12 protein-coding genes and 1 tRNA gene are annotated in these 13,807 nt (G+C 24.1%); 7 read left to right on the forward strand and 6 right to left on the reverse strand.

Annotated features, from left to right (window positions below; genetic code table 11):
- Positions 1-148 precede the first annotated feature (148 nt).
- Genes ilvD through ilvA form a run of 5 tightly spaced genes read left to right on the forward strand, consistent with a single transcriptional unit; the run spans position 149 to position 6,277 of the window.
- Positions 149-1,828 carry a dihydroxy-acid dehydratase gene (gene ilvD, locus STAT_RS00400; RefSeq protein ID WP_119305319.1) on the forward strand — a complete coding sequence of 560 codons (1,680 nt, stop codon included), beginning with the start codon at positions 149-151 and terminating at the stop codon, positions 1,826-1,828.
- 24 nt (positions 1,829-1,852) lie between these two features.
- On the forward strand, positions 1,853-3,547 hold the full coding sequence (gene ilvB, locus STAT_RS00405; protein ID WP_119305320.1) for a biosynthetic-type acetolactate synthase large subunit: 1,695 nt from the start codon (positions 1,853-1,855) through the stop codon (positions 3,545-3,547).
- 50 nt (positions 3,548-3,597) lie between these two features.
- Complete coding sequence (locus tag STAT_RS00410) at positions 3,598-3,888, forward strand: acetolactate synthase (protein WP_244273568.1); 291 nt, start codon at positions 3,598-3,600, stop codon at positions 3,886-3,888.
- 32 nt (positions 3,889-3,920) lie between these two features.
- Positions 3,921-4,973, forward strand: coding sequence for a ketol-acid reductoisomerase (gene ilvC, locus STAT_RS00415; RefSeq protein WP_119305321.1), 1,053 nt, complete (start codon positions 3,921-3,923; stop codon positions 4,971-4,973).
- Between the two features lie 35 nt (positions 4,974-5,008).
- Entirely contained in the window at positions 5,009-6,277 is a 1,269-nt protein-coding gene (gene ilvA / locus STAT_RS00420) for a threonine ammonia-lyase (RefSeq protein ID WP_119305322.1), read from the forward strand.
- Between the two features lie 10 nt (positions 6,278-6,287).
- Here ilvA and STAT_RS00425 read toward each other — a convergent pair.
- Positions 6,288-6,373: transfer RNA gene (locus tag STAT_RS00425), tRNA-Leu, on the reverse strand.
- Between the two features lie 198 nt (positions 6,374-6,571).
- Between STAT_RS00425 and dapB the strand changes: the two genes are divergently transcribed.
- Together dapB and lepB are read left to right on the forward strand one after the other, a co-directional pair.
- Positions 6,572-7,282 carry a 4-hydroxy-tetrahydrodipicolinate reductase gene (gene dapB, locus STAT_RS00430; RefSeq protein WP_119305323.1) on the forward strand — a complete coding sequence of 237 codons (711 nt, stop codon included), beginning with the start codon at positions 6,572-6,574 and terminating at the stop codon, positions 7,280-7,282.
- 9 nt (positions 7,283-7,291) lie between these two features.
- The gene (gene lepB / locus STAT_RS00435; RefSeq protein ID WP_119305324.1) at positions 7,292-8,779 is read left to right on the forward strand and encodes a signal peptidase I; all 1,488 of its coding nucleotides are present in this window, start codon (positions 7,292-7,294) and stop codon (positions 8,777-8,779) included.
- A gap of 1 nt (position 8,780) precedes the next feature.
- Here the strand turns inward: lepB and STAT_RS00440 are convergent, their stop codons facing one another.
- The 5 genes from STAT_RS00440 to gldE all read right to left on the reverse strand — a co-directional run bounded on the left by STAT_RS00440 (position 8,781) and on the right by gldE (position 13,741).
- The gene (locus STAT_RS00440; protein WP_119305325.1) at positions 8,781-9,485 is read right to left on the reverse strand and encodes a rhomboid family intramembrane serine protease; all 705 of its coding nucleotides are present in this window, start codon (positions 9,483-9,485) and stop codon (positions 8,781-8,783) included.
- Positions 9,486-9,488: 3 nt separating this feature from the next.
- The gene (mutL, locus tag STAT_RS00445; protein ID WP_119305326.1) at positions 9,489-11,243 is read right to left on the reverse strand and encodes a DNA mismatch repair endonuclease MutL; all 1,755 of its coding nucleotides are present in this window, start codon (positions 11,241-11,243) and stop codon (positions 9,489-9,491) included.
- Positions 11,240-11,722 carry a 6,7-dimethyl-8-ribityllumazine synthase gene (gene ribH, locus STAT_RS00450; protein ID WP_119305814.1) on the reverse strand — a complete coding sequence of 161 codons (483 nt, stop codon included), beginning with the start codon at positions 11,720-11,722 and terminating at the stop codon, positions 11,240-11,242. Before ribH ends, mutL begins: the two co-directional genes overlap by 4 nt.
- A gap of 10 nt (positions 11,723-11,732) precedes the next feature.
- A complete protein-coding gene (locus STAT_RS00455) occupies positions 11,733-12,341 on the reverse strand; it encodes a tetratricopeptide repeat protein (protein ID WP_119305327.1) in 609 nt (202 codons plus the stop codon).
- Positions 12,342-12,418: 77 nt separating this feature from the next.
- Positions 12,419-13,741 carry a gliding motility-associated protein GldE gene (gene gldE, locus STAT_RS00460; protein WP_119305328.1) on the reverse strand — a complete coding sequence of 441 codons (1,323 nt, stop codon included), beginning with the start codon at positions 13,739-13,741 and terminating at the stop codon, positions 12,419-12,421.
- Positions 13,742-13,807 lie beyond the last annotated feature (66 nt).

The raw sequence follows: 13,807 nt of genomic DNA on the forward strand, positions 1-13,807 counted from the left end.
CTTTTATATAATCTATTTTTTTCATATTTTTGCATATTACATAATTAAAAAAAATTTCAGAATTCACTCTCATAAAGCTATTCAAATTCGGTTTTTTTATCCCCACTTTTTATAGCTCGGAGTGATCTTTTATTTTTAATAAAAATTCATGAAAAAAAAAATTAACAATTTTAGCCAAAAAATTACAAAAGAATCTAATTTACCAGCAGCACATGCTATGTTATATGCTACAGGATTAAAAGAATTAGATTTTTGTAAGGCCCAAATAGGAATTGTTAGTAATTGGTATGAAGGAAATCCTTGTAATATGCATTTATATAAATTATCCGAAAAAATAAAATCATCGGTTATAACTAAAGATCTAGTAGGATTTCAATTTTCTACTATTGGAGTAAGCGATGGAATTACCATGGGAACTTCAGGAATGAGGTATTCACTTCCTTCTAGAGAATTAATAGCAGATAGTATAGAAACTGTAGTAGATTCTCATCATTATGATGGAGTAATAGCTATACCTGGATGTGATAAAAATATACCAGGAGTTATGATTGCTTTACTGAGATTGAATAGACCATCTATTATCGTATATGGAGGAAGTATTTCTTCTGGAAATTATAATGGAAAAAAATTAGATATAATTTCTTCTTTTGAAGCTTTAGGAAAAAAAAATACTTTTCAAATTTCCGAAAATGAATACAAAAATATCGTAAAAAATTCTTGTCCAGGTCCAGGAGCTTGTGGAGGTATGTATACGGCAAATACTATGGCTTCTGCCTTAGAAACTATGGGAATGATGCTTCCTTATTCTTCTTCTTCTCCTTCAACAAGTGAAAATAAAAAAATAGAATGTAAAGAAGTTTCTAAACATATTAAAAATCTATTAAAAAAAAACATTAAACCAAAAGATATAGTAACTAAAAACTCTATAAAAAATGGAGTGAAATTGGCAATGTGTTTAGGTGGATCTACTAATTTAGTCTTACATTTTTTAGCTATTGCTAAATCAGCAAATATTGATTTCTCTTTAAAAGAATTTCAAAAAATTAGCAATCAAGTCCCTCTTATTGGAAATTTGAAACCTAGTGGTTTATTCTTAATGGAAGATATTCACAAATATATAGGAGGAATGCCTGTTATTATAAAATATTTATTAAATGAAGGAATATTATATGGAGATTGTTTAACTGTTACTGGAAAAACATTATATGAAAATATGAAAAATATTCCTAATATAACTTTTAATCAAAAAATTATTCATTCTTTAGATAAACCCATAAAAAAAAATAGCCATATCAGAATTTTGTATGGAAATTTAGCTCCTGAAGGAGCTATAGCTAAAATTACTGGAAAAGAAGGAACAATTTTCAGAGGAAAAGCTCGTGTTTTTAATTCGGAAAAAGAAGCAAATTCAGCTATTATAAATAATGAAGTTTTACCTGGAGTTGTTATTGTAATACGATACGTAGGACCAATAGGAGGACCAGGAATGCCAGAAATGTTAAAACCAACATCGTACATTATGGGATCTGGTTTAGGCAAAAAAGTCGCTCTTATTACAGATGGTAGATTTTCAGGAGGATCACATGGTTTTGTCGTAGGACATATTACTCCAGAAGCACAATCTGGAGGATTAATTTCTTTAGTACAAAATGATGATTTTATCAAAATAGATACGGAAAATAATATTATTACTCTTGAAGTAAAAAACGAAGAAATCCAAAAAAGAAGAAGAATATGGATTCCTCCTTTATTAAAAGTTAAAAAAGGATATTTATATAAATATGCAAAAACGGTATCTTCAGCTTCTGAAGGATGTATTACAGATTAATTCTAGTTTTTTTTTGATTTTAGTATGGAAAAAAAGTTATTCTATGGTTCAGAAATAGTAATAAAAGCACTTTTATACGAAAAAGTAGAATATATATTTGGATATCCAGGAGGAGCGATTATGCCGATATATAATTCCTTACACGATTACTTAAATTCCATTTCGCATATTCTTATGCGTCACGAACAAGGATTAATTCATGCAGCACAAGGTTACGCCAGAACAACTGGAAAAATCGGTGTATGTTTTACAACTTCGGGTCCAGGAGCTACTAATTTAATTACCGGATTAGCAGATGCTTTAATAGATAGCACACCTATTGTTTGCATTACTGGACAGGTTTCCTCTCATTTATTAGGAACTGACGCCTTTCAAGAAACAAATATTATAGATATATCTATTCCTGTAACAAAATGGAATATTCAAGTTTTAAAAGCTAAAAATATCTGTAAATCAATCCAAAAAGGATTCTTTATAGCTAAACAAGGAAGACCAGGACCTGTATTAATAGATATTACTAAAGATGCTCAACTTCAAAAAACTGTATTTCATTATACACGTTGTAAATATATAAAAAATTTTCATCCATATCCTTGCATAGAAAACAAAAAAATTATGGAAGCGGCAAAATTAATTAATTCGGCTAAAAAACCCTTGGTACTTGTAGGTCAAGGAGTAATTTTAGCAGAAGCAGAAAATGAATTTAAAAAATTTGTTGAAAAAACAGGAATTCCAGTAGCTAGTACTCTATTAGGATTAGGAGTGTTAAATAGTAATCATCATTTATATGTAGGAATGTTAGGAATGCATGGAAACTATGCTCCTAATATTTTAACTAATCAATGTGATATTCTTATTGCAGTAGGAATGCGATTTGACGATCGTGTAACTGGAGATATTAAAAAATATGCTAAGCAAGCTAAAGTTATTCATTTAGAAATAGATTCTTCCGAAATCAATAAAAATATCTTATGTCATGTCCCAATTTTGGGAGATTGTAAATTATCTTTAAAAAAATTGATTTTCTATGTTAATGAATCTATTCATACAAAATGGAAAGATAAATTCTTTCAACTTAAAAGAAAAGAAAAAACTATAGTAATACAAAGAGATCTTTATCCAAAAAAAAAAGGAATCACCATGGGTGAAGTAGTAAAATGGATAAACCAATATAAAAAAAAAAATGCAGTTCTTGTAACTGACGTAGGACAACACCAAATGATAGCTTCAAGATATTTCAATTTTACTTGTAAAAAAAGTCAAATAACTTCTGGAGGATTAGGAACTATGGGTTTTGCTTTACCGGCTTCTATAGGAGCTCAATTAGGAGCTAAAAATAGACAAATTCTTTGTATTGTAGGTGATGGAGGTTTTCAAATGACAATTCAAGAAATGGGATCTATCTTAGAATATAAAATTCCTATTAAAATTGTATTATTAAATAATAATTTTTTAGGAATGGTACGTCAGTGGCAACAGCTTTTTTTTGATAAACGTTATTCATGTACAGAATTAGTGAATCCAAATTTTATAAAACTAGCTCAAGCTTATAATATAAAAGCAAAAAAAGTAAATAAAAGAGAAGAGCTAGAAAACTCAGTAAAAAAAGCATTAAATCATAAAAAAGCTTTTTTATTAGAAGTTATAATTGAAAAAGAAGATAACGTGTTTCCTATGATTCCTTCAGGAGCATCTGTAGATGAAATTCGTTTAACATGAATTAATGATAATTATAAATAAAATATAAAAATAATATATAAAAAAATATTATGAAAAATAAATTCAGAATAATAATTTTAGGAGAAAAAGAAACAAGATTATTAAGTAGGATTCTTATTATTTTCAATCGAAAAAACATTAAAACTGATCACATTAATATATCTAATAAAAATAAAAAAAAACCCATTGATACTAATAACCAATATGTTATAGACTTAAAATGTAAAGAAGATCAATTATTTAAAATCAAAAAATTAATTGAAAAATTAATTGGTATTATTCATGTTTATTCTTACAAATTAAAAGAAAAAATTTATGAAAAAAAATGGATTTACCATTAGATACAACATATTAAAATTAAATAATAAAAATTATGAAAATTAAATTCGGATCAATAGAAGAAACTATCATTACAAGAGACGAATTTCCATTATCTAAAGCTATAGAAATTTTAAAAAAAGAAACTATTTCTGTTTTGGGATATGGAATTCAAGGTCCTGGACAATCTCTTAATTTAAGAGATAATGGTTTTAAAGTTATAGTAGGACAAAGAAAACATTCTCTTTCTTGGGAAAAAGCATTAAAAGATGGATGGATAGAAGGTAAAAATCTTTTTTCTTTAGAAGAAGCCTCTGAAAAAGGGAGTATACTTATGTATTTATTATCAGATGCAGGTCAAATCTCTTTTTGGCCTATTCTTATAAAATATTTAACTGAAGGAAAATCTTTATATTTTTCACATGGATTTGGATTAACTTTTTGTCATCAAACAAAAATTTCTCCATCTAAAAAAATAGATATTTTTTTAGTAGCACCTAAAGGATCAGGAACCAGTTTAAGAAAACTTTTTAAAAAAGGAAAAGGAATTAACTCTAGCTATGCTATTTATCAGGATTATAGTGGAAATAGTTTAGAAAAAACTTTATCAATTGGAATTGGAATAGGATCGGGATATTTATTTGAAACAAATTTTAAAAATGAAGTGTATTCTGACTTAGTCGGAGAAAGAGGAACTTTGATGGGAGCTATACAAGGAATTTTTTCAGCACAATATCAAATATTAAGAGAAAAAGGACATTCTCCTTCAGAATCTTTCAATGAAACTGTAGAAGAATTAACTCAAAGTTTGATGCCTTTAGTATCGGAAAACGGAATGGACTGGATGTATGCTAATTGTTCTACTACGGCACAAAGAGGTGCTTTAGATTGGTGGAAAAAATTTAGAGATGCTACTCTTCCAGTATTTCAAGAATTATATCATGAAGTTTCTTCTGGAAATGAAGCAAAAAGAATTATTAAATCCAATAGTGACATAGATTATAGAAAAAAATTACAAAAAGAATTACAGGATCTTAGAAAAAGTGAATTATGGAAAGTAGGATCTAAAATTCGAAATCTTAGACCTGAAAAAAAAAGACAAAATTAACTTATAATATTTATTCAATAATTTATTTTAAAAGATTGAAAAATGAATTTAAAGGATACTTTCCTTCTTCTAAAGAAATAATTAAAGCTAAAAATATATTAAAAAATATTATTTATGAAACTCCATTACAAAAAAATTTCATTTTATCAGAAAAGTATAAAGCAAGTGTTTTTCTTAAAAGAGAAGATTTACAAATTATACGTTCATATAAAATTAGAGGAGCTTATAATAAATTAAAAAGTTTATCTCATTTAGAAAATCTAAAAAAAGGAATCATTTGTGCTAGTGCAGGAAATCATGCACAAGGAGTTGCTTATTCTTGCAATATCCTAAAAATACCGGGTAAAATCTATATGCCGAATACTACACCCAAACAAAAAATAGAAAGAGTAAAAATGTTTGGAAAAGAATATACAGAAATTTTATTGATCGGAGATACTTTTGATGCAGCTAGTTATGAAGCAATAAAAGATTGTAAAAAAAATGAAAAAATTTTTATTCATCCTTTTGATGATATTAAAATTATAGAAGGGCAAGCCACTGTTGGCTTAGAAATTTTACAACAATCTATTTCAGAGATAGATTACATTTTTATTCCTATTGGAGGAGGAGGGTTAGCTTCTGGTGTAGGAAGTTATTTTCAAGAAATTAGCCCTAAAACTAAAATTATAGGAGTAGAACCTAAAGGAGCTTCATCCATGAGTTTTTCTTTAAAAAAAGGAAAAATTGTTGAATTAAAAACAATAGACAGATTTATTGATGGTGCTTCAGTAAAAAAAGTAGGAAAATTAAATTTTAATATATGTCATCAAATATTATTTGATATTATAACCATTCCAGAAGGAAAAGTTTGCACAACAATTTTAGACTTATATAATTCAGATGCTATTGTAGCAGAACCTGCTGGAGCTCTTTCAATATCTGCCTTAGATTTTTATTCTGATAAAATAAAAGGAAAAACTATTGTATGTATTTTAAGTGGAGGAAACAATGATATTACAAGAACGGAAGAAATTAGAGAAAGATCCCTTCTGTATGAAAAAAAAAAACATTATTTTATTGTAAAATTTCCTCAAAGGGCTGGCTCTTTAAAAGAGTTTGTAAACAATATATTAGGACCTAAAGATGACGTTACTTATTTTGAATATTCTAAAAAAACTTCTAAAGAAGAAGGTCCTGCAATAATAGGAATCGAATTAGCAGATAAAAACGAATTTTCTGGATTGTTAGGAAGAATGAAAAAATATAAAGTTCATTTTCAATATTTAAATAAAAATCCAGATTTATTTCGTATTCTCATATGAAAAAATTTTGTACCCACGACTGGATTTGAACCAGCACATCCTATACCGGATACCACCCCCTCAAAGTGGCGTGTCTACCTTTTCCACCACGTGGGCTTATATAATAATTATCTATTCTTTTTTATTTTATTGTTTTCATATGATAACAATTATATATATAATTTATTTAATTGAAATTATTTTTTTTATATTCATTTTTTTATTCAAATATAAAATTAATTGATATTTCATCAAAAAAAAATATAAACTATCTTTTTTTGAATGAATTATGAATTCTATTCAAATTAAAATAATATGAATATAGCAATAATAGGATATGGAAAAATGGGAAAATCTGTAAAAAAAATTGCAGAAATTAGAAACCATAAAATTTCATTATGTTCTGATAAAACTCCTTCTTTACATTTATTGAAAAATTCAAATTCAGATGTAGCGATAGAATTTAGTCTACCTAATTCTGCATTCAAAAATGTAAAAATTTGTATAGAAAATAACATTCCTATTGTAAGTGGAACTACAGGATGGATTGAAAAAATCCAAATTATTAAAGAAATCTGTAAAAAAAAAAATGGATCTTTTTTATATTCTTCTAACTTTAGTATTGGAATGAATATTTTTTTCGAAATCAATAAAAAATTATCTAAACTATTACAATTATACTCTAAAGATTATGAAGTAACAATAGAGGAAATTCATCACAAAGAAAAAATAGATAAACCTAGTGGAACAGCTATATCTCTAGCAAAAGATATAGTAAATAATAAAATGAAAAAAACATGGATTTTAGATGAGAAAAAAACAAAAAATCAAATTTTGATTTTATCAAAAAGACTCGATCATGTGCCAGGAATACATATCGTAAAATATAAATCTCAAATAGAGGAAATAAAAATTAAACATCAAGCTTATAGTAGAGAAGGATTTGCTTTAGGAGCTGTTATTGCAGCAGAATGGATTCAAAATAAAAAAGGTATTTTTTCTATGAAAGAAGTTTTAGGAATATAACATATTTTTATGTATCAATATTTTATATTTAGTGTAATTTTCTTATTTTTTGAACATGTTATTCATGTTTTAGGAACATGGAATTTTTATAAAAAATTTGGTATAAAATCCTGGAAGATTCTTCTTCCTATATATAATATTTTTATTCTTTTAAAAATTTATAAAAGATCTATATGGTGGATTTTTCTATTACTCATACCATTAACTAGTATCATGTTAATTTTTACTTTATGGATGGATTTAATCCATATTTTTTTTAAAAAAAATAAAAGAATTTTTATTTTATTTTTTTTATCTGCCGGATTATATATTTTTTATATAAATTTTTTTAAAAAAATTCCAATTTTTAAAATTGAAGATTTAAAAAAGAAAGAAAAAAATATAGGAATTTTTTTAGCTATGGTTTTTTCTTTTATTACTCATACTTATATAGTTCAACCTTTTGTTATCCCTACTTCTTCTATGGAAAGAAATTTACTAGTAGGAGATTTTATACTAGTTAGTAAAATTCATTATGGATTACGAATGCCTATATCTCCAATATATATTCCTTTTACTCATAATAATATTATTGGAAATATAAAATCTTATATTTCTATTTTTCAATGGCCTTACTTTCGTTTTTCTCCTATACAATCTATAAAAAGAAATGATATAGTTGTTTTTAATTTTCCTAAAGATTCTAATCATAAAATAATAGATCGAAAAAATCATTATATCAAACGTTGTGTAGGATTACCAGGAGATTTAGTTTCTATTAAAAAAGGGATCTTATTTGTAAATCATAAAAAAGAAAAACCTTTTTTAGAAAAACAACAAGCTTATTTTATTAAAACAAAAAATATTCCTTTAAATACAGAATATCTTGAAAAAAATATGGATATCAAAGATATTGAATATTTTGGAGAAAAAAATAATGAATATTTTTATCAAATTATGTTAAATGAAAAAAAAGCTGTTTCTATAAAAAATTTATTTGAAAATATAATTTTTATAGAAAAAAGTATCCTTCCTATTCATTTTAAAGAACGTTATATATTTCCTAATCATTCTAATTGGAATAGAGATTTTTTTGGACCATTACACATTCCTAAAAAAGGAGAATTCATTAAATTAAATTCAAAAAATATTCACATTTATAATGAAATTTTCAATTATGAGAAAACTAAAAAATTTGATATTTCTTTAAAAAAATATTATAAAGTAAAAAAAAATTATTATTTCATGATGGGAGATAATAGACATAATTCATATGACTCTCGTTATTGGGGTTTTGTTCCAGAAGATCATATAGTAGGAAAACCTATATTTATATGGATGAGTATAAATTGGGATAGAAAAAATCCTATAAATATATTTAGTTGGAAATTTCGTTGGGATAGAATAATGAAAACAATAGAAGGAAAACATTCTTATTTATCCTTATTTTTTTTATTTTCATTTGTATATTTAATTTATTTTTTATTTAAAGCTGAAAAGAAATCATCAGTTCAATAAATCAATAAAAAATATTTTTTTTATTTCTCATAAAAAAACTTCCTATAAAATAACCAGATAAAACTCCTCCAATATGGGCAAAGTGAGCTACTCCAGGTGCTAAATTAAAAATAGAAGAAATAAAACTTCCAAAAATAAAAATAACAAGAGCTTTTCGAACTGCTATTGGAAAAGGAAAAGGAAGAATGAAAATTTTATGATTTGGAAAAAATTTAGCAAAAACCCCTAATATTCCACTTACGGCTCCGGAAGAACCCATCATAGGAGAATACATAGAACTATAAAGATTCATTTTTTGTTCTTCATTTAAATAATCTAATATTTTATATGCTTGTGAAAAATCTAAAGTTTTAACAAAATAATACAAAACACCGGTATTAAAAATAATTTGAAATAGCGCGGCCAAAACTCCTGATAAAAAATATATAATTATAAATTTTTTAACTCCTAATAAAGTTTCTATTTGTCCTCCAAACATAAATAAAGCTAACATATTAAAAATAATATGTAAAAAAAGTCGTTTGGAATGTACAAACATATGAGTAAAAATTTGATATAACTCAAACCGCTCGTCTAAAGGATGATATAAAGAAAGCAAACTATCTATTTTATATTGTGAAAAAACAAAAGTAGCTGTATACACAAGTATATTAATACTAATTAAATGTTTTACGGCGTCTGAATTGAAATTTTTACAAAAATTCACTTTTTAAAAAAATTTTTTGTTTAAAACAAAAAATATGGGATCTCCTGAATATGTATAATTTGGATTATGACAAGAAAATAAATCTTTTATTATACACTTCATTTTTTCAGGATATAATTTTATTCCATATTTTATAGATGCGTATTTAGATATAACTTGAATAAGTTTTTTTTTATTATTTTTTTCTCCTTTAATAAAATTATATGTTATAATTTTTTGAATAATTTCAATCAACATATTTTTTTGTATATTTTCAGGAACAGAATATAAATAAACCGATTTTTTACAAAAATATAAATGAAAACCAAAATTGGTTAAATCATTTTTTATATTTTTTAAAGAAATAGATTCTTCTTTTAAAAGATTTACTTTTATAGGAAAAAGAAATTGTTGACTGATTAAATTTTTTTTTCTAGAAAAAAATTCAAATAATATATTTTGATGTGCTCTATGTTGATCCACTAATATCGTATGCTTATTATTCAAAATACAAATTATATATTTTCTCCTAATCTGAAAAACATTCATTTTTGTCTTATGATAAACAAAACGATATAGTTCATTTTTTAATAATTGAAAATTACTTTTATTGTTAATATTATTGAATAATGGATCATAACTATTGAATTTTTGATAAAAATTTTCTAGTTGAATAATTTTATCTTTATCTTTATGATAAAGTTTATCATACAAATTATTTGATAAGTAATTTGTTTTGATTGATTTACAGGAAAGAAGAACATCATAATTTTTTAAATCTCTATTTTTTATTTTATATTGAGAAAATAGAACACTTTTAATTTCTTGTTGAATCATAACGCCAATTTTCTCTTCTTCTTCTATTTTTACTTCTTTTTTAGTTGGATGTATATTCCAATTTATTAAACTAGAATCTAAAAAAATAAAAATAAAATAAGAAGCAGTTTTGAAACTTTTCAAAAAACCATCATAAGCATGAGTAATTTTTTTATGTAAAGAAAAATGAGTAATACAACGTTGATTAACAAATAAAAATTGATCTCCTTTTTTTATAGAAATATCGGGAATACTAACAAAACCTTCTACAAAAAAATTATTTTTTTTTATCAGGATAGGAACTAAATTTTTTTTTTCATTTTTAAAAATTTCTTTGATTCTTTCTATTAAAGATGTTTTTTTGAAATAAAATAAAATTTTATCATTGTGATAAAAACGATATGTTATATTTCTATGTGCTAAAACAATTTTATAAAATTCATAAATGATATGTTGGAATTCTATTCTAGAAGATTTTAAGAATTGTCTTCTAACAGGATATTTATAAAAAATATTTTTAACAGAAATTCTTGTTCCTTGAAGCATATTTATAGGAACTTTTTTTTGTATTTTTCCTTCTTCCACAAAAAGATGTATTCCTACTGCATTTTCTCTATTTTTAGTTTGTATTTCTAATTGAGAAATAGATGCTATAGAAGATAAAGCTTCTCCTCTAAATCCTTTTGTTTTAATTTTGAAAATATCATCAATATGTTTAATTTTAGAAGTAGCATGTTTTTGAATACTCATTTTAGCATCATCAATATTCATTCCTGTTCCATCATCTATCAATTGAATTAATATTTTTCCTGAATCTTTTATAAAAATATCAATCATTTTTGCGTTTGCATCTATAGCATTTTCTAAAAGTTCTCTTAAAACAGAAGAAGGACGTTGTATAACTTCTCCTGCAGCTATTTGATGAATCACTTTTTCAGGTAAAAATTGAATAACATTTTTCATTTTATAGATTTTCTAAATAAAGACATATATATAGCTGTTTTAGCACATTCTATTCCTTTATTTCCATTTTTTCCACCTGATCTATCAAAAGACTGTTGCTTATTTTTATCGGATAAAACACAAAATATAACAGGAACATCATATATTATATTGATATCTTTAATTCCATGCGAAATTGCTTGGCATAAATATTCAAAATGAGGAGTTTCTCCTTGTATCAAGGATCCAATCGCGATAATTGAATCAAAATCGTAATAATGAGCTATTTTTTTAGAAGAATAAATTAATTCATAACTTCCAGGAACTTCCCAAGTTTTAATTTTATCTTTTAATATACCTAATTGAATTAAGGTATTATAAGCTCCTTTATATAATCTATTTGTAATTTCTTTGTTCCATAAAGAAACAAGAATAGCAATTTTTAAATTTTCATTTTTTATTTTTTTTGAATCTAATGAATAAACAGGATTTTTCTTCATAAAAGATAATTTATAATTTATTTTCAATAAACGTAATATATTTTTCAACGTTTTTTTTATATAAAAAAGAAGGGTATTTTTTTTCTATTTTTTTTAAAAAAAATTTAGAATTACTATATTTTTTCATATAAAAATTCAATAATGCTGCTTTATAATAATAAAGAGGTGTTGTGATTTCATTTTCCGTTACATTTGCTGCTATAACATAATTTTTCAAGGCTTCTTTTTTTTTTTTCATTTGACTAAAAGCGTCACCTATAATTCCGTATTTTATAGAGGATAAAAATTCATCTTTCGCAGAAAAACTATTCATTATTTTTATGGATTTTTTGTAATCTCCTAATTTATAATAGCAAATTCCTGCATAAAATTTAGATATATTACCTGCTTTAGTAAAAGGATATTTAGAAGCTATTCCTGAAAATCCTAAATTAACTTTAATATTTTTTTTATTTAAGGCTTTATCTATCTCTCCTTGAGAAAGATATTGTTGAGCATAACTTAATTCTTTCATAGATTTTTCTTCTGATGGATACAAAAATAATTTCTTGAAAAAAAAATATGATATATATGATATAATTATTAATGTAATAGAAAAAAAAATTAATTTTTTTTTCATGCTATAATATTTATTTTATTTTTTCTACAATAAATTTATTAAATTCATTTGATTTCTTTAAAAAATCAAGATATAATTCATTTTTTTCTTATTACTTCTACAATTTTTATCCTTTTATGATCAATATTTTTTATAATAAAAGAATAATTTAAAAAATTAATTTTTTGTTTTTTCTTAGGAAACTCTTTATTTATTTCCATAATAAATCCCCCTAAAGTATCTGCATCTCCTTTTTTATTTTCAAAAAAAACCTCTTCTTCAACATCCATAATACGATAGAAATTAATTAAAGATGTTTTTCCATCAAATAAATAATTATTTTGGTTCAATTTAGAATAAGACATATCTTCTTTATCAAATTCATCAATAATATCTCCTACTATTTCTTCAATTACATCTTCAAGAGTAACTAATCCACATGTTCCTCCATATTCATCTACTACAATTGCTAAATGTATTTTTCTTTTTTTAAAATCACTTAATAGATTATCTATCTTTTTTTTTTCTGGAACAAAAAAAGGAGGATGTATAAGTCTATTCCATTGAAAATGTTTATGATAAATAAATGGAAGAAGATCTTTAGAAAAAAGAACCCCCTCTATATCATCAATACTATTCTTATAAATAGGAATACGAGAATATCCTTGATCACGAACTAATTCTAAAACATTAGAAAATTTTATATTTTTATTTAAAGAAAACATATCTATTCTTGGAGTCATAATTTGATGTGTTTCTGTATTTCCAAAATCAACAATTCTTTGTAAAAAATTACGTTCTTTAACATTTTTTGGATTCGAAGATGTAATTTTTAAAGCCTTTGATAATTGATTTACAGAAATAACATTCTTTTTTTTTTTTATTTTTTCATCTATAGATTTTGAAATTAAAATTATAATTCTACTAATTGGACTTAATATTTTACTAAGAAATAATAAGTGTTTTGCCATAAAAATAGCAAAACGAAAGTTATTTTTACTAGCATATATTTTAGGAATTATTTCTCCAAATAAAAGTAAAATAAAGGTAAGAACCACTACTTCTAAAAGAAAATGAATAGGAAGATGAAATTGTTTATAAATAAATAAATTTTTTTTTTGAAAAAATTCTGTTATTAAATAAGAACTTAATATAACAATTCCAGTATTAGAAAAATTATTAGATATTAATATTGTAGCTAACAGTTTTTTTTTCTCTCTTAAAATTTGAAATACAATATTTCCTTTATAGGAATTTTTTTTTCTTTCTTTATCAAGAGTTTTTTTTTCAATACAAAAAAAAGCAGTCTCTGATCCAGATATTAATGCAGAAAATAACAACAATATTATTATTAAGACAAGATAAAAAACTAAATATAAAGTTTTTTCTAAAAAAATATTCGTCGAAGATTCTTTTTCCAATAGATTAAATTTTGATAATAATTTTTAGAAAAGAAAATATAAAAATTGATATGATCAAAAATAAAT

The organism is Blattabacterium cuenoti STAT (assembly GCF_003573915.1).
GTDB classification, from domain to species: domain Bacteria; phylum Bacteroidota; class Bacteroidia; order Flavobacteriales; family Blattabacteriaceae; genus Blattabacterium; species Blattabacterium cuenoti_A.

What these genes read in the sequence shown, in the direction of transcription:
- ilvD (WP_119305319.1), top strand. Translation starts at nt 149, where the DNA reads ATGAAAAAAAAAATTAACAATTTTAGCCAAAAAATTACAAAAGAATCT.
- ilvB (WP_119305320.1), top strand. Translation starts at nt 1,853, where the DNA reads ATGGAAAAAAAGTTATTCTATGGTTCAGAAATAGTAATAAAAGCACTT.
- STAT_RS00410 (WP_244273568.1), top strand. Translation starts at nt 3,598, where the DNA reads ATGAAAAATAAATTCAGAATAATAATTTTAGGAGAAAAAGAAACAAGA.
- ilvC (WP_119305321.1), top strand. Translation starts at nt 3,921, where the DNA reads ATGAAAATTAAATTCGGATCAATAGAAGAAACTATCATTACAAGAGAC.
- dapB (WP_119305323.1), top strand. Translation starts at nt 6,572, where the DNA reads ATGAATATAGCAATAATAGGATATGGAAAAATGGGAAAATCTGTAAAA.
- lepB (WP_119305324.1), top strand. Translation starts at nt 7,292, where the DNA reads ATGTATCAATATTTTATATTTAGTGTAATTTTCTTATTTTTTGAACAT.
- mutL (WP_119305326.1), bottom strand. Translation starts at nt 11,243, where the DNA reads ATGAAAAATGTTATTCAATTTTTACCTGAAAAAGTGATTCATCAAATA.
- ribH (WP_119305814.1), bottom strand. Translation starts at nt 11,722, where the DNA reads ATGAAGAAAAATCCTGTTTATTCATTAGATTCAAAAAAAATAAAAAAT.
- STAT_RS00455 (WP_119305327.1), bottom strand. Translation starts at nt 12,341, where the DNA reads ATGAAAAAAAAATTAATTTTTTTTTCTATTACATTAATAATTATATCA.